Raw genomic sequence first — 20,618 nt, 5'->3', positions numbered from 1 at the left:
CAATTTGTAAAAGTAATTAGCAACTTGAAAAAATCTAACCAACTAAAACCTTATTGTATAACAATTGATTGAATAACAACTGTGATTAAAATATCTAAATCAAAAATGATCTTAAAAAAGAGCTACTATTAATGAATATACCCTCAAAAAAGAGATGCATTAATGCCATTACCAACAACGCCTTTAGGCTGGTTCTTATTGATTGTTATTGTTGTTGCGGTTTTTATCCTAGATATGCTGTTGATCTATAAGTTTGTCTTCAAAAAGCTAATATCACGAGCAAAGATCTCTCAAAATCAAACCACTGTATTAAAGAAGTTAAAAGAAAATGGATTAAGCGCTGTTTTTGAACGAGCAGAAAAAGAAGGGTTTCCTTGTCATCTCACCCTTACTACGGTTGATAGATTGAATAAAGTCTCTATCGATGAGTACACGATAAAACTCGCTGTCAAAGCGTTACTTTCTCTCCCTTCTGAAGTTGAAAGCATTAAGATTTATGCATCGAGTAAAATTGAAAATGATTACTGGTTTATTAAAGAAAGTACCTTAGTGGGTTACCTTGCGATGTCAGAAAAAAACCACCAAATGATTAAAAATTTACTCTAGCCGTAAATTGTTTATACCTTTCATACTTGAAGTCGCTAGGGCTTCACTCACTTGCCGTCTACCTACTAGCAACTCCACTTATTTTAGATATACCTTAAAACTAAATATCTAAATCAACATGATTACTGTTGTCACTAAGTAATACATAGCAGACAACAGCCTCAACCTCGAAATGAAAAGAAGATAGAGCCAGAGTTGAGTTATTCAAAAATTCAGCCTCCTCTTTGACCGCCCTAAATTAGTCCCAGAGAATTAATTTCGCACCAAAGTTGTACATACATTAATTACAACGTTATGCCACCTCACATTAAATATAATTATATCAACATCTTACAAACCAATTAAAACTTATTAATTTCTGGCCTCAATATTGCTTTACATATTTAACAATCAAGCAACGAGGCAGGAGGGCATCCCCTTTACAAAATAGTTAAACAGATCACAAGAGTTTTGCAAAAAATGTAATTTTCATTCAAAAATCTTTGATCTAGCACTCAACTTAGAGCTTTAAAAAGTAATTGTTTTGCATCGAAGATAATAACAACTTTTAATTAACAAATTATTAACCAAAGGAATATTCTCATCATGGATGAACAAAAAGAGATCAACATCAAAGCTTGCGACCCCAAACTCTACAATGAAGATCTTGCTCCCATTGCGAAGCAAAAGAGAAATTGGGGAAGTTTTGAAATATTTAATGTCTGGGCTAATGATGTACAAAGCTTATTTGGCTATACCTTAGCAGCATCACTCTTTATCAGTTATGGCTTAAATGGGTGGTCTGTTTTAGCTGCAATTATGGCTGCTTCAATCATTATTATGGTGCTTTGTAATTTAGCCGGTAAACCTAGTATCAAATATGGTATTCCCAGCCCTGTCTTTGCAAGGGCAAGCATGGGGGTTTATGGCGCTAACATTCCATCCATGACTAGAGCCATTGTTTCTATGTTTTGGTTTGCTGCTCAAACTTATTTTGCCTCAACTGCGGTAACACTATTAATCAACACCATTTTTGAACCGACAATCTATTTTACATTCCTTTCTCTAACATCGGTTGAATGGATCTCTTACTTACTCGTCTGGAGCTTCCAATTAGTCATGTTTATGCGTGGAATTGATGGGATAACCAAATTTTTGAACTGGGCTGGCCCTTTTGTCTATTTAGTCATGATTGTATTGATGATTGCTATCTGGTATCAAGCTGGTGATAAAATGTTACCTGCAGTAAGTAATATATTCGCAGGGAATAGCGAATATGAAGGCTCATCAATCTCTGCTTTCTTTGCAATTATGGGGACGATGATTGCCTACTTTGCTGCTGTTGTTATTAACTTTGGTGATTTCACACGTAATGTCAAAACTGAAGCTGAGTTGAAAAAAGGAAATTGGTATGGTTTACCTGGTAATGTTTTAATCTTCTCGATTATCGCCCTCTTTGTCACTGCAGGCACTGCCGTTGTATTTGGTGAAAACCTAACAAATCCGGCTGACATCATAGAACGAGTTAATAATCCAATCCTAACCATCGTCGCCGCTATCTGTTTCTTTGCTGCTACTGTGGGTATTAATCTCGTTGCAAACTTTATCCCTTCAGCTTATGGCTTGGCAAATCTAATGCCAGAAAAAATCAACTTTAAACAAGGTGGCATACTAACTTCCATTATCTCTTTCTTTATTGGTGCACTTTGGGTCTCTGTGATAAGTCAAATTGGTATTGCGGGATTTGTAAATAGCTTGGGTGCAATGCTAGCGCCAATCTACGGAATCATGATGGCAGATTATTACCTGTTAAAAAAAGAAGAACTAGATGTTCAAGATCTCTTCTCTTCTTCGCCTGACTCACGTTATTACTATAATAATGGTTGGAACCGTATCGCTATTTTCTCAGCTTTAATCTCCGCGATCTTTGCTGTCGCAACAATCTGGGTACCTGCACTTACTATATTCAACGGTTTTGGTTGGATTATTGGCGCTATCTTAGGTGCGGGACTTTATTACACATTGATGAAAGCAAACAGATCACACGTACTTTCAACTAATAACTAAAAAGTTATTCAAACACTCCACGTAAATTAACTGTGATAAGGGAAATATCAATGCAACAAGATACAACCGTACATATTAAAGCACCTGTAAAAAAAGAGTTTCCAGACATCTATCTGATTCTAATTGGAATGTTACTTATATCAGCAGTATTAAGCTATTTAATTCCAGCGGGTGAGTTTTCAAGAATTACATTAGAAAATGGGCGTCAAACGGTTGTCGCTGGTTCTTATACGGTAACAGAAAACTCCCCAGTTGACTTAATGCAAATTGTGACTGCAATACCTAGAGGATTAAGTGAAGCATCATCTGTTGTATTTCTCACTCTTCTCGTTGGTGGTTCAATTGGTGTATTACAAAGAATTGGCGTTATTTCATTTGGTATCAACACATTAATTAACAAGATACAAGGGTCTGAATATTTAGCTATCCCAATTTTAATGGTTATTTTTTCAGCAATCTGTGCTTTTGTTGGTACTCCTGAATTAGGTATTGCATATATACCTATCGTAATACCTTTAATGGCAAAATTAGGATATGACAAAATGACGGGGGTAGCACTTGTTCTAATTAGCTGTACATTTGGATTTGCATTTGGTATCACATCACCAACTAATGTTGGACTTGGGCATATGTTAGCCGAATTACCAATGTTTTCTGGTGCATTATTCCGCTTTGCGACATTAACAATTGTTATGTCTATTGCTATTTATTATATTTTAAATTACGCAAAAAATAACCGAGTTACACCAATTGCTTCTCCTGATATTGTCATTGAGGAAATAAGTTCTCGATTATTCTACTCAAGCATTATTACACTTTTTGTTTTTGTCGCAATTATTGCTAGTACCATTATTTTTGGTCTTGGGTTTTACGAACTTTCAGGATTATTTGTTTGTATGTCTATTCTTGCGGCTGCCATTGCAGGTATTAAGCCCAATGAGATCTGTAATAAATTTAATTTATCTTTTCAAGATATGCTGACAGGCGCTTTAATAACTGGTGTTGCTCGAGCCGTTTCTGTTGTTTTAGTCGATGGTAACGTTTTAGATACTATTGTTCATCATTTATCGATTGCTTTGGCAACTCTACCATCATCGATGGTCTCTATTGGTATATTATTTACTCAGGCTGTTTTTAACTTTTTAGTTCCTTCTGGTAGTGGGCAAACATTATTAACTATGCCCATTTTAATTCCTCTTGCAGATTTATTAGGAATAACTCGCCAAACAATTGTTTTAGCTACTCAATGGGGTGACGGAATAACTAATATCTTATTCCCAACATCTGGTTATTTCATGGCAATTTTAGTTATGGCTAAAGTTAATTATATAAATTGGGTGAAATTCTTCTTGCCTTTATTAGTTACCGTCACAGTATTAAGTGCTGGCTTTTTAGTCATTGCTCAAATGATTGAGATAGGTCCTTTTTAAAGACAATTGAAATTAAGAGCTAGAGAGGCTTGTTCACTTAGCCTCTCTTTTATTTAACACTTCCTCTCGCCTTTCCCTTCACTAAAAATTATTGGCATTACAATTGCTTAAATTTACTTATGAATCAATTAACCCATCAATAACGCTTGGGAGGTATTTTTATGAGTCAGCAAATGGAAGCGCTGTCAAAACCAACATCCGCGTCAATTAATCACTCTATTGAACAAGATACACGAAAAGGTTGGAAAGCAGACCTTCAACTTTCTTTTACTGATAGAGGTGATAAAACTGTTTTAAAACATAGATCACAATCAGGTCCTTTAGCGATACAGCGCCCCCTCTACCCTGATGGTAAAAAATGTCATATCTACCTCCTTCACCCACCTGGCGGGGTTGTGGGTGGCGATAGTTTAAATATTAATATCACCATTGATGAAAATGCCGAAGTTTTAGTGACGACTCCTGGCGCAACTAAATTTTATCGCTCTCAACAACGCTATGCCAAACAGAAACAAACCATTTATGTGAAAAAAGGTGCCCAATTAGAGTGGTTCCCACAAGAGAATATTTTCTTTCCTGATGCCCATAGCTACCTTGAAACAGACATCATTCTTGAAAAAGACGCACTATTTTGGGGCTGGGAAATGCACTGTTTTGGACGCCCTGCACAAAATGAGTGCTTTAATGCAGGTCAAATATATGGTCGGACTAAGATCGTTATTGAAAAAGAAACGGTTTTAACTGAAAGCTTAAGCTTTACCGGTGGCGATAACTCAATGATAAAAAATGGTTTATTGAATAAACCTATGTCTGCAAGCCTCTATTTCACATCAAAAGATCAAGGAGATTTAGAACTGGTACAAGACTTGCTTAATCAAGTTAAAATCTTATTTATGAAACAAAAAAACCTATCATTAAAAGAAATGAATAGGACAATGATTCTTGGTGTGACTCAAATTGATAAATTGATAGTGATCAGAGCATTGGCTGAGTGGAGTGAGGATATTTTAATGGCTTTCACTCATATTTGGCAGCACGTAAAACAAGCTCACACAGAAGAGAGGCCTGAAATACCAAGAATTTGGTTAACATAATTTCCGTCACTTTTTAACCAGTGGCTAAATCATATGCAAATTGATTAAACCGATTAATCAGCATATTAAATATAAATAGCTATCTCAGATCCAAAAGAACAATCAAAGGATTAGTTAAATGGAATTAACGCCAAGAGAAAAAGACAAATTACTGATATTTTGCGCTGGCATGTTGGCTCAACAACGAAAAGAGCGTGGCATCAAACTCAATTATCCAGAAACCATTGCATTTATTAGCAGTGCGGTATTGGAAGGAGCAAGAGAAGGGAAAAGTGTTTCTGAATTAATGGATTTTGGTCGCACCCTCTTAAGTATCGATGATGTAATGGAAGGAATTCCATCAATGATTCCTGACATTCAAGTAGAAGCGACTTTTGTTGATGGCACAAAACTTGTCACGATCCATGACCCCATCGTTTAAGGAAAAGTGATGAGTAATAATAATCGATCATTTACCGGACTGATCCCCGGACAAGTAGAAACCGCCGCCGGTGACATCGAGTTAAATGAAGGAAGAGAAACACGCTCAATCTCAGTTAAAAATACCGGAGATCGACCAATACAGATTGGTTCTCATTACCATTTTTATGAAGTAAATCCTTTCCTGATCTTTGATAGAGAACTCACTCGGGGCTATCGCCTTAACATTCCGGCAGGCACTGCAACCCGTTTTGAACCCGGACAATCAAGAACCATCGAATTAGTTAGCTATTCAGGAAAGCTAGAAGTCTACGGTTTTCAAGGCAAAGTAATGGGCAAATTGTAACGTCTTACCGTGATGACTAAAAAGGAATGATAAATGTCAAAGATATCTAGAAAAGCCTACGCTGAAATGTTCGGTCCTACGGTTGGTGATCGAGTTCGACTTGCAGATACAGAGTTATGGTTAGAAGTGGAAAAAGATTACACCACTTATGGCGATGAAGTGAAATTTGGTGGCGGAAAAGTAATTCGTGATGGGATGGGTCAAAGTCAAAGACCCAGCAGCGAAACACCAGACTTGGTGATCACCAATGCGATTGTTTTAGATTATTGGGGAGTTGTAAAGGCAGATGTCGCCGTTAAAGATGGTCGAATACACGCCTTAGGTAAGGCAGGGAATCCAGATGTTCAACCTGATGTTGATATTATTATTGGTCCAGGTACAGAGATTTTAGCTGGTGAAGGTTCAATTTTAACGGCTGGAGGGGTTGATTCTCATATTCATTTTATCTGCCCACAACAAATTGAAGAAGCGTTATCCTCCGGTGTAACGACCATGATTGGCGGTGGTACAGGGCCTAATACCGGAACAAATGCAACAACTTGTACACCTGGCCCATGGAATATGCACCGAATGTTAGAAGCACTTGATGAGTTTCCAATGAATTTTGGCTTATTAGGTAAAGGTAATGCTAGCCATCCAGAAGGATTAATTGAACAAGTTGCAGCGGGTGCGGTTGGGTTAAAACTACATGAAGACTGGGGAACAACACCAGCATCAATTGATACCTGCCTAACCGTAGCCGATCAGATGGATGTTCAAGTTGCGATCCATACTGATACATTGAATGAATCCGGCTTTGTAGAATCAACACTTAATGCCATTGGTGATCGTGTTATTCATACTTATCATACTGAAGGTGCAGGTGGTGGCCATGCGCCTGATATTATTCGAGCCGCAGGTGAAAAAAACATCTTACCTTCTTCGACAAATCCGACTCGCCCTTATACTGTTAATACCGTTGATGAACATCTTGATATGTTGATGGTTTGTCATCATTTATCTCCCTCTATTGCTGAAGATGTTGCTTTTGCGGAATCACGAATCCGTCGCGAGACCATTGCCGCTGAAGATATTCTTCACGACCTAGGCGCTTTTTCTATGATTGCGTCAGACTCACAAGCAATGGGGCGTGTCGGTGAAGTGATTACTCGCACATGGCAAACAGCTCATAAAATGAAAGTTCAACGTGGTCATTTACCTGAAGATTCAGAGTACAGTGATAATTTCCGTCTTCGTCGTTATATTGCCAAGTACACGATCAATCCAGCCATTACACACGGTATGGCTCATGAGATTGGTTCCATAGAAAAAGGAAAATTGGCAGATTTAGTTCTTTGGAAGCCCGCATTTTTTGGTGTTAAGCCAAGTGTTATTTTAAAAGGCGGTATGATTGCAATGGCACCAATGGGCGATCCTAATGCCTCAATCCCTACGCCTCAACCCGTTCATTATCGTTCAATGTTTGGGAGTTCAGGGAAGGCTTGTCAAAACACATCAATGCTCTTTATCTCTAAAGAGGCAAAGAAACAAAAAATAGATCAACAGCTTGACCTAAAAAGTTTAATCGGTGTTGTATCAAATTGTCGAAACATCAGTAAATCAGACATGAAATTAAATGATTGGATGCCGAAAATTGAAGTTGATTCACAAACTTATCAAGTGACAGCCGATGGTCAGACATTAAGCTGTGAACCGGCAGAAGTCTTACCGATGGCACAACGTTATTTTCTATTTTAATGACATAAACAGTTTTTTACTCAAAGGAAATTGAGAACACCCTCATGATAAAATTAACAACAATAAATGCTACTCATCAATCAGATTGTCACGGAACTTTAAGGTTACCGATCAATAGCCGAATTAAAAGTCGATTAAAAGTTGTGTTAGACGATGGACGTGATGCGGGTTTATTTCTTCCTCGAGGACATACTCTTCGAGATGGACAGCAACTAACAAGTGAGTGTGGTGAGATTATTGAAATTAAAGCCGCACCTGAGACTGTTTCAACGATTTATTGTGATGACACTTTATTATTAACGCGTATTGCTTACCATCTTGGTAATCGCCATGTTCCACTACAAGTTGCATCAGGATGGGTTCGTTATCAACATGACCATGTATTGGATGATATGGTTGAAGGATTGGGCGGCATCGTTACCACTGAAGAACAACCTTTTGAGCCCGAAGATGGTGCATATGGTGGACGTTCTAGCGGTCACCACCATCATTAATATTGATTTATTTTTTACTTAGGATTTACCTTCATAATTTCAAATATTAAGGTAAATCTATCTTTCGCTTTACATAAGGAATTTGTAATGAAAACTAAACTATTCACACTATTAACCACATTAACTACATTAATGACACCTTCATTAGCGTTAGCTCATGCGGGCCATGAAAATCACTCTTTTTTTCTGGTTTACTTCACCCAATCACTGGGATTGACCACTTACTGATGCTGGTTGCTTTTGGCGTATTAATCATGGTTGCACTTCCTTCAACTAAAAAACGTATCGCCGTTGCTGGATTAGGTATTTTCTCTCTATTAATCGGTTTGATTAGTGGACAAATATTTGGTTTTAGCTCCGTCACTGAACCTGCAATTCTCGTTTCTCTTCTCGTCGTTAGCATCGCACTTTGGTATTGCTTCTCAACACATGAAAGTTTTAAAGGCGTAATGTTAATCACCACGTTTAGCATGCTTTTTTTCCACGGTTACGCTCACGGTGTTGAAGCTACCCATGGTGTTTCTGTCTTTGGTTTTGGAATGTTAATCAGTGCTACTCTGTTAATCGGTTTAGGTTGTTGGTTAAAAGAGACAGTTTACAGTAAGTGGTTACCTATTACTGTTTCATCACTCACGGCTTTCTTGATGCTAACAGCTTAATGGAATAATGTGATGGATCAGACTAAAACTCATTTACCTAACTCTTCCATCGCTAATTATCGCCTTTTTCAGCTAATTAGCCCTGCTTTGCCTATTGGCAGCTTTACCTACTCTCAAGGTTTAGAGTATGCGGTGGAAGCTGAATGGGTAAAAGATCGAGTATCAATGGAACAATGGTTGCATTACATGGCGTTACATAGTCTTGCAACATTAGAGCTACCGATTCTAGACCGTTTTTATCAGGCCGTCGAAGATCGAGATCTCAACACCATTGATCAATGGGCTAGTTTTCTCTATACCAGTAGGGAAACCAGCGAATTAAGGGCAGAAGAAGTTCAACGAGGAACGGCATTAAATACCCTATTAAAACGGTTAGATATTGACATTTCGTTAGGCCAACCACTAACTGCAAAACCAAACCAATTATTAGGGTTTGTTATTGCTGCGCATCATTGGGGGATCCCCTTAACCGATTTAAAAGAAGGTTATCTTTGGAGTTGGTTAGAAAACATTGTTACGGCAGGCGTTAAATTAGTTCCATTAGGACAAACGGATGGTCAATTAGCTCTATTAAATTTAACGGGATACTTCCCAGATATTATAAAAAAATCAGAGCAATTAGAAGATTGGATGATTGGCAGTTTTACTCCATCACTCGCGCTGGCAAGCTCGCTTCATGAGACCCAGTATACCCGTCTATTTCGCTCCTAATTCAAAATTAAAAATACAACGATCAAAGAAAGGATTAATAACTTATGGATAATTACAAGCAGCCACTTCGTATCGGCATTGGCGGTCCTGTGGGTTCAGGAAAAACAGCACTACTTGAAGTACTTTGTAAAGCGATTCGAGATAAATTAAATATCGCCGTCGTCACCAATGATATCTATACTCAAGAAGATGCAAAAATATTAACCCGCGCAGAAGCTTTAGATGCTGACCGTATTATTGGTGTTGAAACTGGGGGCTGTCCTCATACTGCAATTCGAGAAGATGCATCTATGAATTTAGCCGCTGTTGAAGAGCTTGCTCAACGTCATAAAAATTTAGATGTTGTTTTTGTCGAAAGTGGCGGTGACAATCTAAGTGCGACATTCAGCCCTGAATTAGCTGATCTGACTATCTATGTCATTGATGTTGCGGAAGGTGAAAAAATCCCACGTAAAGGTGGACCCGGTATTACTCGTTCTGACCTTCTAGTTATCAATAAAATCGACTTAGCACCTTATGTCGGTGCCTCATTAGAAGTTATGGAGCAAGATACTCAGCGAATGCGTCCAACCAAGCCATTTGTTTTTACTAACTTAAAAGAGAGTAAAGGCTTAGATGTGATTATTGATTTTATTATCACGGAAGGCATGCTGACTCTTAATGAAGAAGAAACAGTTTAACGCTGATTTTTTTATTTCATATTTTTCATTAACAATAGAATTCGATTCAACAGAGTGTTATGGCTAACTGGCTCAAATCAGCATAACACTCTGCGCCGCCCGAAAAAATCGATTAACAAATGATCACCAGTAAAATTATTATCTCCATTAATCTCTCCATTTAGTGAAAATATCTGTACTTATTTTTAAATTTTCTTTAAATTATTAATAACAATAGATAAAGGATAAATCGACACTTTTTTGTACGATTTAAGTAAATGGAATTATAATAATGAACAAAATATCCCTCGCAATAGTAGGTCTACTTGCAACAACCTCTACATCTGTATTCTCCGAAGAAATGACAAAAGTCACTTATAAAGCCGCTAAATCCACCAGCTCTTACTATCAAATGGCTGTTCAAGTGGCTGAAGGTGTAAAAAAAGCGACTGATGATGGCATGATTATTACCGTCGAAGAGAGCCAAGGTTCAGTGCAAAATGTAAAAGAGGCGAGTAAAAATCGTCCAAATTATATTTTCACCTCTCCACCCGCTCTAATTGATAATGCTCGTGCCAGCAAGAAACCATTCAGAGCAAGTAAGAAAGAGAAATACGATGATATTCGCGCACTCTACCCTATTCCTGCACTTACGATGCACTGGGTCGTCAGTAAAGAGTCTGAAGCAAGAGACTTCAGCGATCTTAAAGGTAAAGACTTTATTATTGGCCGTGGTAACTACGCCGCTCGTAAAACTGAAGATGTATTAAAAGCACTAGAACTTGATAAAGAAGTCAATGCGTTACAAGTCGAGTTGAATGGTGCCGTTACCGCGCTTAAAAATGGCAAAGTATCAGGTTTTGCTACCTCTAGCTCTTACCCCGCGCCAAATGTTATTGAAGTGGCAAGTTCATTACCGATTAACTTAATTAGTTTGTCTGATAGTGAATTAGCAAAAGTAAAAGGTACTCCGGTTACTATCCCAGCGAACACTTATAAAGGGGTTGATTACCCAGTTCAAACTATCTCGCTTCCTGTTGGTACGTATACCTTAAAGAGCATGAGTGATGAAACTGCTTATCAACTAACAAAAGCATTTTGGCAGTCTCGTGAAGAGATGGCAGGTATGTCTCCTTGGTGGCAGGGTGTTCAAGTGAAAAACCTAAAAGATCTAGCCGGTCCACTTCATCCTGGTGCAAAACGCTACTATCAAGAGCAAAACATCGCACTTCCTGAAAATTTAAAGTAGTTACTTTTTAACTTGAACGTTTCATCTGATGCTTTTTAACTATACCTAAAATAATTGGAGTTGCTAGTCAACGGCAAGTGAGTGAGGCTCCATGAGTATAGGTGTACTCTATGATGGGGGGCGAATAAGTGCAGCCAACAACCTAGTAACCTCAAGCATGAAGGTTGTAATTGGTTTTAATTTACAGTCAGTTAGAGCAAGACACAATTCAAGTCATCAGCGTCAAGGAATAGAGTCAGATATCAACTCACTCTATTCCTTTCTATTAATATCTGAATAATAAAAAATAATATGAATAAAAAAATATCTCACGGTACCATATTACTGTTGGCAATCGTTTCGGTTGCATTTCATTTATGGTTAGTCTTTTCTAGCCTCTACCCAAACCTTGTTACACGCCCACTCCATTTAGCTCTAGCGTTACCTTGGGTCTTTATTATAGGTAAAAAGAGCCGATTTCAAGCGATTAGTGGCACATTATTAACCTTTATCGGCGTAGCTATATGTTTTTGGATTGCATACTCCCATGAAGATCTCCTCGATCAATACGGATCATTAGAAACTGAAGCACAATACTTCTGGGGAGTAGGTTTAATTCTTATTGTCCTTGAGATGGCAAGAAGACAGGTAAAATTAGCCCTCCCTTTAGTTGCGGCTATCTGCATTGCTTATGGCTTATTTGGTGACTTGTTACCGAGCCAGTTTTCTCACGCTGGCATTCCATTAGACACCTTTCTAGGGACGCTAGTCATTACAGAAGGTGGACTTTGGGGATCATTAACAGGCATTAGTGTCAGCGTTATCTCTGTCTTTATTATTTTAGGTGCCTTTGTGAGTGCAGGTGAAGGTGGCAATGCCTTTATGAATCTTGCTGTCAAATTAGCTGGAAAATATCGAGCAGGCTCAGCGAAAGTCTCGATATTATCTTCAGCATTTTTTGGGTCAATCTCAGGTTCTGCCTCTGCCAATGTTGCCTCTACAGGTGCAATTACGTTACCAGCAATGAAGCGATTGGGTTATCCGCCCTCTTTTGCTGCCGCAGTCGAAGCGGTTGCCTCTACAGGTGGACAAATCATGCCACCTTTAATGGGAGCTGGCGCATTTTTAATGGTTGAACTGTTACGTGTTAGTTACGTCGAAATAATGGAAGCGGCAATCTTACCAGCCCTGCTGTTTTTCTTCTGTACTTGGGTCGGTGTTGACCACTTTGCTAAACGTTATAATCTAAAAGGGATTGCCAAAGATCAACTACCAACTTGGTACCTCGTCTTTCGTCTTTCAAGCTTCTTCTTCTTGCCATTTGCCACGCTATTAGTCATTCTATTTTGTACGACTTATACCGCTCAAGTAGGTGCAACTGCAGCCATTGCTGTCACAGCGGTAATGCTAATCGCAAATCGCAATGGTTTAGACTCATTTGAAAATATTTTAGAGAAGTACCAACAAGCTATTATTAACTCCGCAAAACAGATAAGTACCGTCGCTTCAATTATTATCTGCGCTGGCTTAATTATTGGCGTTCTCAATCTGACAGGGCTTGGGGTTAAAATTACCTCAATGATTCTCTCTTTTTCAGGCGGAAACTTATGGATTGCCTTACTGCTGACTGCACTTGCTTGTTTAATTTTAGGGATGGAAGTTCCGACAACCGCTGCCTATGCAATCTGCATTTCAGTGGCAGGTCCTGCGCTTGAGACATTGGGATTACCTCCACTCTATTCGCATCTTTTTGTCTTTTGGTATGCTTTACTTTCAACCATTACCCCACCTGTTTGTGGGACGGTCTTTATCGCATCGAGTATGGCTAATGCCCCTTGGTTACAAGTTGCAATGCGAGCAATGAGGTTAGGATTAGGGTTGTACATTGTGCCACTTGCCATGGTCGCAAACCCTTCACTGATCAAATTAACGACAGAGCCATTTTTTGCGCTGATTGCCGCAATCAAGATTGGTGTAGGTCTTTGGTTAATCAGCTATGCCTTAACGGGGAATAATCCAAGTAAATGGCGTCCACTTGCAGCCCTACTTATTGGTGGATTAGTGATATTTATGCTACCTGTTGGGAGTTTGAGTTAAATATAGCTAAAGTAATTGGAGTACGAGTAGGCGGCAAGTAAACGAAGCCTCATAAGTATAGATCGTCTATATGATGGGGCGAACGAATACAGCCAACAACCTAGCGACTTCAAGTATGAAGGGTATATTGGACGGCCAGAAAGAAAATATAAGATAGCGTCATAATACAATACTATCTATTATTACACATTATCTTACCCTTCGATAAAAATGAGAGCATATTAAAAATAATATGCTCTTACCTTTAAACCCTACCCTAGTAAACTAGGTAGAAAAAGTGTTAGCTGTGGAATATACGTCACCATAAACAGCACAATTAACATGGCAATAAACATCGGGAATATTTCTTTAATTATCACATTCAATTTCGTTTTTGATATTCCTGAAACTACAAATAACAGCATACCAAAGGGTGGCGTCGATAAACCAATCATCATATTCATCACCACCATCACACCAAAATGAACTAAATCAATCCCCATACCATCGACAACGGGCAAGACCATCGGAATAAAGACCAATAAAATCACCGTGGTATCTAAAAACATCCCCAATACCAGAAAGACAAGGTTAATTAATAGCAACAATAAAAAGGGGTTATCTGTGATAGTTAACAGGTGCTCACCGACTAATGCAGGAATATTTTCCATTGCCACGACATATGAGAATGCATAAGCCGCAGCAACAATACTCATCAAGATCCCCGTGGTTTTTACTGTATCTTGAACAATCAACCACAGCGCTTTTAACGACAGACAACGATAAACAAAAAATGAAATCAATAAGGCATAGAAAGCCGCCAATGCAGCCGCTTCTGTTGGGGTGACAATTCCACTATAAATGCCACCTAACAACACAACCACAGTAAACAGTGCAGGCAATGCGCTCCATGTCATCTGCAAAAATTGTTGCAAAGTATAAGATTTACCTAAAGGGTAATTGCGCTTTTTTGAGATATAACTGATATAAATCATCATGGCGATACCCAATAAAATTCCCGGGATCATGCCACCAATAAATAGCTGACCAATCGATGCACCGGAGAGCATCGCATAGAGGATCATAGGAATGCTTGGCGGAAAGATAGGTCCAATCGTCGAAGATGCTGCCGTAATCGCACAACTAAAGCCATCATCATAGCCGGCTTTTCTCATCGCTTTAATTTCCATGGCGCCAAGACCCGATGCATCAGCGACTGCCGACCCCGTCATGCCAGAAAAGATAATCGAAGCTAAAACATTGACGTGCCCCATTCCACCCCGTCGCTTACCAATTAATGCTGAAGCAAAATCAAATATTTTCTCCGTCACTACACCGCTATTCATAATTTTAGCGGTAAAAACAAACAGAGGAACCGCAATTAATAGATATTGCGACATTAGATTTGAGAGAATTTGATCCGCTGCCATTGAAACATCTAAACCAGCGGCCAATAGATAGAACAGTGTTGCCGTGATCATTCCAAGAGAAATCGGCAACCTTAAAATAAAAATCAAGCCAAAGCAGATAAGAAATGTCATCAATCCGATGGTCATGATTGGGCTTCCTTGTTAAAAATCAATTGATAGGTGTTATAGCTTAAACGGCCAATCACAATAATTGCAAACACCATGTAAGTCATGTAGATATAGTCAAACCGAATGCTTAAAGCCGTGGTTTTTTGAAAGTCCATAAAACTGATAAACTCATAAGTTGGCGATAATGACACCCCAAACGCGATAATCATCATTAAATTACCCGCGATTTTAGATACCCATTGCCATCGAGGAGAATAGCCATCATATAAGGAGCTAAAGACCACATGATCTTTATCTCTCAGCGCGTAACATGCTCCCAACAAAGTAATGACAAGAAAACAAATAAGCGTCACTTCCATCGGCCAAATTAAAGGCTGTCCGATAAAGTAGCGATAAAAAATTTGGATAATAAAGGTAATAAACAGAATAATAAACGCGACAGAAGGAATATAGACTTCTATGATGTTTAGACTTTTCTTTAAAAGGGCATTCAGAAACATTAGATTCTCAGAAAAAGACCAACCCTACCAACAATAGATAGGCGGAGTTACTAGGGTTAGTTACTTTAGATATTAATTGAATAGCGCGTGATTAAAATAACCTAGGGATTACTTTGCCGTAATTTGGTCATATAGCGCCATATTCCAATCTTTAGAAGATGGAGAGTTTTTATAATAGTCACGGGCATAGTCAATAAAAGCCGCTTTGTTTGGCGCATAAACACTCAAACCTTGAGACTTAAAGAAATCGACTAATTCTTTCTCTTGCGTTAAGACTTCGTTATCAACATATTTTCTTGCGATTTCTAAAGCAGAAAGGATCGCAGCTTTCTTCTCATCAGACAGGGCTTGCCATTTTCTTTCATTCATTGAAGGGAAAAATGGGTCAATAAAATGATCGGTTAATACGATAGATTGAGTGACTTCGTAAAACTTGGCATTTTTATCGGTTGGTAATGGGTTATCTTGACCATCAATCGCCCCGGTTTTTAGCCCCATATAGACCTCTGGAAACGCTAATGGTGTTGGATTTGCACCCAGAGACTTCGCCATCTCCATCCAAGACTTCGAATTAGGCATACGCAATTTTACACCTTGCAGATCCGCAGGCGTGTCAATTTTTTGATCCGAACGTAGGTTTAGCTGACGAGTACCATAGTAAAAAGCAGCCAATGGACGAATACCGGTTTTAGCGGCAATATCATCAAAGATTTGCTGACCAATCGGACCATTTAATACTTTCGTCATATGCTCGTAATCATTAAAAAGATAAGAAGACGCAAACATGGACATATAAGGAACATACTCAGAAAGCCAAGTTGGACTGGTGTAAATAATATCAACACCACGCCCACGACGGATTGCCGTCAATGCACTAATTTTATTCATTAGCTGAGCAGAGTGATAAACTTTAACATCCATATCCCCATCAGTCAGTTTAGCTAATTCATCCCCAAAGACTTGCATTCCTTTAATATGAGGATCGTTAGGTACACCTTCATCAGAAAAGATTAATGTTTGTGCTTGAGCATTTGCAGCAAATATTGTCACCAAAGCGATTGCTGTAACAGCCTTTTTTATCTTTTTAAACATCCTTAACCCTGTTAAAACTCATTTGAAATATAAAGTTCAATATTGTAATTTTATTTGTATTGCACTCCTACTATTATTTCTTATATTTGGGAATATGAACTCATATTTATGAATTTAATTGATCTTTGCTTAAACAATATCCAATTAATCACCTACCACGGCAACAGCGCCCCATCATAATTTCTAAATTCACCCGATTGAGAAAATTTAAACTCAGTAATGACTTTTTTTAATCCAGTAACAGACTCATTGACGGTGATATCGGCGCGATCTCCACCCATGTCTGTTTTTACCCAGCCAGGATGTAGCATCATAACAGCGACACCATCGCCCGCTAAATCTAATGATAAACCGGTACCAATAGAGTTTACTGCTGCTTTTGAAGCTCGGTAAATATATTCTCCACCGGCTTGATTTTTAGCCATCGAGCCCATGATTGACGAGATAATCGCAACTTTACTGTTGGTGGTTAATTTAGGCTTTAAAGCTTGAATCAATAATAACGGGGCTAATACATTAATAGACATCACCTCTTGAAAACCTTCATCAGTGATTTCTCCTAGAGGAATGCCTTTTGGCCCATACATCCCTGCATTACAGATCACTAAATCTAATGTACGTTCACCTAAATTTTCAGACAATTGATTTATCTGGGAGATATTACTGACATCGAGTTCAATGATCTCTATACGATTTGGGTGTTGTTTTGACAACTCTTGTAGTTCAATCGCCGACTCAGGGTGACGACAGCAAGCAATTATTCTATCTTGTTGATAAAGGTACTGTTTTACAAATTCGAATCCGATCCCACGGTTAGCACCTGTAATTAAAATATTTTGACTCATCTAACTGCCTTTTTCATTTAAAGTAAAATCATAATTTAGTATCTAAAATAGTTGATCCCTATCGTAATTACCAAACTTTAAATTATTATCTTGTAATCGGGATCATTTTTCAGATCTAATCAAGTTATTGCATATTCATCCTTTTTATATACTTAGGGTCATTTTTATTGAAAATTATCAGTTATGTAAACAATAATAAAGGATTACATATGCCAACTAAAAAAATAGTTGCTTTGGCCATTTCGTCTCTCTTTTTTACTGCAAACAGTAGCGCTTTTACCCTTTATAAAGGCGAAAATGGTGATATTCAGGATTTCTATGGTAAAGAAAGACGTACCTCGATTCAAAGCAGTACATTTAACTCAGGAGATTGGGAAGTCCTACCTGATGGCAACATCGATGGTTTAGGTCGTCCTGATTTAGCTGATGCGCCGATTCCCGCAACACCAGCAACTATTTCTGAAATTCAAGGTAATGATGGGAGTGGTTCAGATCTTAATGGTGAAACAATTTCTGTTACAGCACAAGTAAGCGCAGTCTTTACCAGTAAAGTAAAAGGGTTTTATCTTTATGATAATGATAATGATCCACTGAGCTCTGATGGCTTATTCGTAGAATCAAATGAAGCAGTCGAAGCTGGAGATTTCGTCACAGTTGAAGGTATTGTTAAAGAGTCTTACGGAATGACTCAATTAACATCTGTTACTTCTGTCACTATTGATTCAGCCGGTAACGAGCCAGCAGCAGCAGTTGATCTAGAAATGTTAACCTCTGATAACGGCTCTTTCTCTACCATGCTGCAGCGTTATGATGGTATGTTGGTTAAATTGCCAGAAGATATCAACCCATCTGAAGATGGCGATCAAGACATGCGTGTATCACGACCATATATGTTTGATTTTGATAACTTCAGTGAAAATATGTCGCTCGCTTATAAACGACCCAATGTTCAACCAAATCAGCGATTCGTCGCTGGTAGTGATCAAGCATTTGCAGCAATGGATGAGAATGATGATTTTAGATTGATCATTTTTGCCGATAATAGCAACACAGAAGCCGATATGATTGATTACTACCCTTCCTTTAACCCACAAAATTCAGGGTATGTGGGTGCCACAGAAAATGCCATTCGAATTAATGACAGTATCGTCGGGTTACAAGGTGTTATTAGTTTAGCTTACGGTGACTATCGTCTATATGTACCTAATGATGAGGCTTATTATATTGATACTAACAATGTCATTAAAAATACACCACGTACATCAGCGCCAGAGATTAATAGTGACCCAACTGCAGATAATAAATTTGTGATTAAGGTTGCAACACAGAATGTATTAAACCTATTTAACTCGCCATTTGGTGGTGACGCCAACCTGCAAGGTAATGATCGTGGTGCCAATAGCGATTTTGAATATCAACGTCAATTAGCCAAAATTACCGCTGCAATTCATGGTTTAGATGCCGATATTATTGGTTTAATGGAGATTGAAAATAATGGCTTTGGAGAACAAGGCTCTATTGCTCAGTTAGTTGATTCATTAAATATCGCTTATGACGAAAGTGACGCTGACAGTCAAGAAGACAGTGATGCGGTAAGTAAACGCTATGTATTCATCGGCTTTGACACCAATGGTAATGCTATTTTAGACAATGAAGATGCCATTGGAACGGACGTGATCACTTCAGGTATCTTATATCGCCCAGCGAAAGTGACAATTAAAAATAGTCATATTATTCCGATGCCACAACAACACGCCCCGACGATAGTAAACAGCAATAATCAGGTCGTAAAAGATAGCGATGATAATGTCCTTGAAAGCGGTGATAACTACATGCGAGACAGCGTTGCCGCAGAATTTATCGTCAACTCGACCGGTAAATACTTAACCATTGCAGTTAACCATTTTAAATCGAAAGGTTCTACCTGTTGGGAAGATTGGCAAGATACTGATTTCTCAGACAATGAAACTTGGGATGAAGATCCAACGGATACAGATAAGCAAGGGAGTTGTGAAAACTTCCGTGTTGCCGCTGCGGTTCAACTTGCCGATGAGATGGAAAAACTCGGTGATGATCGCATTTTACTGGGTGATTTCAATGCGTATGCTTATGAAGATCCAATGTTGGTATTAACCGATAACCCAACCAATAAAACCTTAACAACTTCACGTAACACTTTTATTCATCATATTGAAAAATATGGCGATACAGGTGCAACGGTACAATCAAGTTATGGTTATATTAATGCGATAGAACATCTTGCTAACGAGGGTGATATTACTTGGAGTTACTCATATAACGATGAAATTGGTTCACTTGATCATCTCTTGATTACTCCATCATTGGAAAATCGTTTATTAGATGCTGCGGATTGGCATATTAACTCATCTGAATCCCCATTGCTTGATTACAATACCGAGTATAAAGGCAATGGTATTGATGGTGATTACACAACGGATTACGACAATGGTGTTTATCAGTTCTATCATGATGATGCATTCCGTTCATCTGATCACGATCCAGCGATGATTACACTACAATATCAATATGCAGAAACAGAAAATAACAACGATATTGTGCTGCCAGTGAGCTCGGATATTGTTAAAATTCCTTACAATGTTCCAACTGGGGTTGAGTTAAATGTTGGTGATAAAGTGATGATGAAATTTGATCGATTAGATGATGAGAGTGTCGTTCCAACAACACCGATTACAGAATCTAACGTCACCTTTTTACAACTAGAAGCTCAAGGTCTACCGACAGGTGACAATGATGTTTCTATCTACGCGGTCAATAGCTCTGATGGTAGCAAAATTGAAGGCTCTGAAGTCTCACTCAATATCAATGTCGTTAAACCTGATTCATTAACACCGAAAGTCGTTGTTAATGAAAATGATGGCAGCGGTGGCTCTTTCGGTTTCGGTGCTTTACTAACATTATTAGGTTTAGGGTTTTTACGTCGAAAGAAGGGTTAAAGAACACGATAATCACCAATAAGACTTAAACAATATCTCACCACATTTTCTTACCTATCGTCTTTTTCAAAGCGAATAAACATAAGAAAGTGTGGTGAATTTACATGATGTACCCTGCCTAAACCTATTCACTCAATGTAACTGCTTTACAATAATTCCCCA

At 38.4% G+C, this 20,618-nt stretch carries 19 protein-coding genes; 15 read left to right on the top strand and 4 right to left on the bottom strand.

The genetic code is table 11. The features are described 5' to 3' along the window. Positions 1-162: 162 nt before the first annotated feature. From L0B53_RS12390 to L0B53_RS12325, 14 genes are all read left to right on the top strand, one after another. Positions 163-606: a hypothetical protein gene (locus tag L0B53_RS12390; protein WP_235059922.1), complete on the top strand. Its 444-nt coding sequence runs from the start codon at positions 163-165 to the stop codon at positions 604-606. Between the two features lie 585 nt (positions 607-1,191). Beyond that, positions 1,192-2,652 carry an NCS1 family nucleobase:cation symporter-1 gene (locus tag L0B53_RS12385; protein ID WP_235059921.1) on the top strand — a complete coding sequence of 487 codons (1,461 nt, stop codon included), beginning with the start codon at positions 1,192-1,194 and terminating at the stop codon, positions 2,650-2,652. A 50-nt stretch (positions 2,653-2,702) separates the two neighbouring features. Next, positions 2,703-4,082 (top strand): YfcC family protein, encoded by a 1,380-nt coding sequence (locus tag L0B53_RS12380; protein ID WP_235059920.1) that lies wholly within the window; start codon positions 2,703-2,705, stop codon positions 4,080-4,082. Positions 4,083-4,228: 146 nt separating this feature from the next. Continuing rightward, positions 4,229-5,176 carry an urease accessory protein UreD gene (locus L0B53_RS12375; RefSeq protein WP_409202807.1) on the top strand — a complete coding sequence of 316 codons (948 nt, stop codon included), beginning with the start codon at positions 4,229-4,231 and terminating at the stop codon, positions 5,174-5,176. A gap of 118 nt (positions 5,177-5,294) precedes the next feature. Continuing rightward, positions 5,295-5,597, top strand: a complete 303-nt coding sequence (gene ureA / locus L0B53_RS12370) for an urease subunit gamma (RefSeq protein ID WP_235059918.1) — start codon at positions 5,295-5,297, stop codon at positions 5,595-5,597. A 9-nt stretch (positions 5,598-5,606) separates the two neighbouring features. Then, entirely contained in the window at positions 5,607-5,942 is a 336-nt protein-coding gene (locus L0B53_RS12365) for an urease subunit beta (protein ID WP_235059917.1), read from the top strand. A 33-nt stretch (positions 5,943-5,975) separates the two neighbouring features. Beyond that, entirely contained in the window at positions 5,976-7,679 is a 1,704-nt protein-coding gene (ureC, locus tag L0B53_RS12360) for an urease subunit alpha (RefSeq protein WP_235059916.1), read from the top strand. Between the two features lie 44 nt (positions 7,680-7,723). After that, complete coding sequence (gene ureE / locus L0B53_RS12355; protein ID WP_235059915.1) at positions 7,724-8,173, top strand: urease accessory protein UreE; 450 nt, start codon at positions 7,724-7,726, stop codon at positions 8,171-8,173. An 87-nt stretch (positions 8,174-8,260) separates the two neighbouring features. Then, the gene (locus tag L0B53_RS12350; protein ID WP_235059914.1) at positions 8,261-8,401 is read left to right on the top strand and encodes a hypothetical protein; all 141 of its coding nucleotides are present in this window, start codon (positions 8,261-8,263) and stop codon (positions 8,399-8,401) included. Continuing rightward, the gene (locus tag L0B53_RS12345; protein WP_235059913.1) at positions 8,401-8,832 is read left to right on the top strand and encodes a HupE/UreJ family protein; all 432 of its coding nucleotides are present in this window, start codon (positions 8,401-8,403) and stop codon (positions 8,830-8,832) included. Before L0B53_RS12350 ends, L0B53_RS12345 begins: the two co-directional genes overlap by 1 nt. Positions 8,833-8,844: 12 nt before the next feature. Next, positions 8,845-9,543, top strand: coding sequence for an urease accessory protein UreF (locus L0B53_RS12340; RefSeq protein ID WP_235059912.1), 699 nt, complete (start codon positions 8,845-8,847; stop codon positions 9,541-9,543). A 44-nt stretch (positions 9,544-9,587) separates the two neighbouring features. Beyond that, a complete protein-coding gene (gene ureG / locus L0B53_RS12335; protein ID WP_235059911.1) occupies positions 9,588-10,223 on the top strand; it encodes an urease accessory protein UreG in 636 nt (211 codons plus the stop codon). Between the two features lie 271 nt (positions 10,224-10,494). Then, entirely contained in the window at positions 10,495-11,451 is a 957-nt protein-coding gene (locus L0B53_RS12330; protein ID WP_235059910.1) for a TAXI family TRAP transporter solute-binding subunit, read from the top strand. Between the two features lie 291 nt (positions 11,452-11,742). Further along, positions 11,743-13,527, top strand: coding sequence for a TRAP transporter fused permease subunit (locus L0B53_RS12325; RefSeq protein ID WP_235059909.1), 1,785 nt, complete (start codon positions 11,743-11,745; stop codon positions 13,525-13,527). Positions 13,528-13,778: 251 nt separating this feature from the next. Here the strand turns inward: L0B53_RS12325 and L0B53_RS12320 are convergent, their stop codons facing one another. From L0B53_RS12320 to L0B53_RS12305, 4 genes are all read right to left on the bottom strand, one after another. Further along, the gene (locus L0B53_RS12320; protein WP_235059908.1) at positions 13,779-15,062 is read right to left on the bottom strand and encodes a TRAP transporter large permease; all 1,284 of its coding nucleotides are present in this window, start codon (positions 15,060-15,062) and stop codon (positions 13,779-13,781) included. Beyond that, a complete protein-coding gene (locus tag L0B53_RS12315; RefSeq protein WP_235059907.1) occupies positions 15,059-15,544 on the bottom strand; it encodes a TRAP transporter small permease in 486 nt (161 codons plus the stop codon). Before L0B53_RS12315 ends, L0B53_RS12320 begins: the two co-directional genes overlap by 4 nt. A 108-nt stretch (positions 15,545-15,652) precedes the next feature. Then, the gene (locus L0B53_RS12310) at positions 15,653-16,636 is read right to left on the bottom strand and encodes a sialic acid TRAP transporter substrate-binding protein SiaP (RefSeq protein WP_235059906.1); all 984 of its coding nucleotides are present in this window, start codon (positions 16,634-16,636) and stop codon (positions 15,653-15,655) included. Positions 16,637-16,788: 152 nt separating this feature from the next. Beyond that, positions 16,789-17,481 carry an SDR family oxidoreductase gene (locus tag L0B53_RS12305; protein WP_235059905.1) on the bottom strand — a complete coding sequence of 231 codons (693 nt, stop codon included), beginning with the start codon at positions 17,479-17,481 and terminating at the stop codon, positions 16,789-16,791. A gap of 209 nt (positions 17,482-17,690) precedes the next feature. Here L0B53_RS12305 and L0B53_RS12300 point away from each other — a divergent pair, with 209 nt between their 5' ends. Next, positions 17,691-20,456, top strand: coding sequence for an ExeM/NucH family extracellular endonuclease (locus L0B53_RS12300; protein WP_235059904.1), 2,766 nt, complete (start codon positions 17,691-17,693; stop codon positions 20,454-20,456). Positions 20,457-20,618 lie beyond the last annotated feature (162 nt).

Source organism: Vibrio sp. SS-MA-C1-2 (assembly GCF_021513135.1).
In the GTDB taxonomy this organism is placed as follows: Bacteria; Pseudomonadota; Gammaproteobacteria; order Enterobacterales; family Vibrionaceae.
Note: the sequence above shows the minus strand (reverse complement) of the source record. Positions and strands in the feature narration are given on the sequence as shown.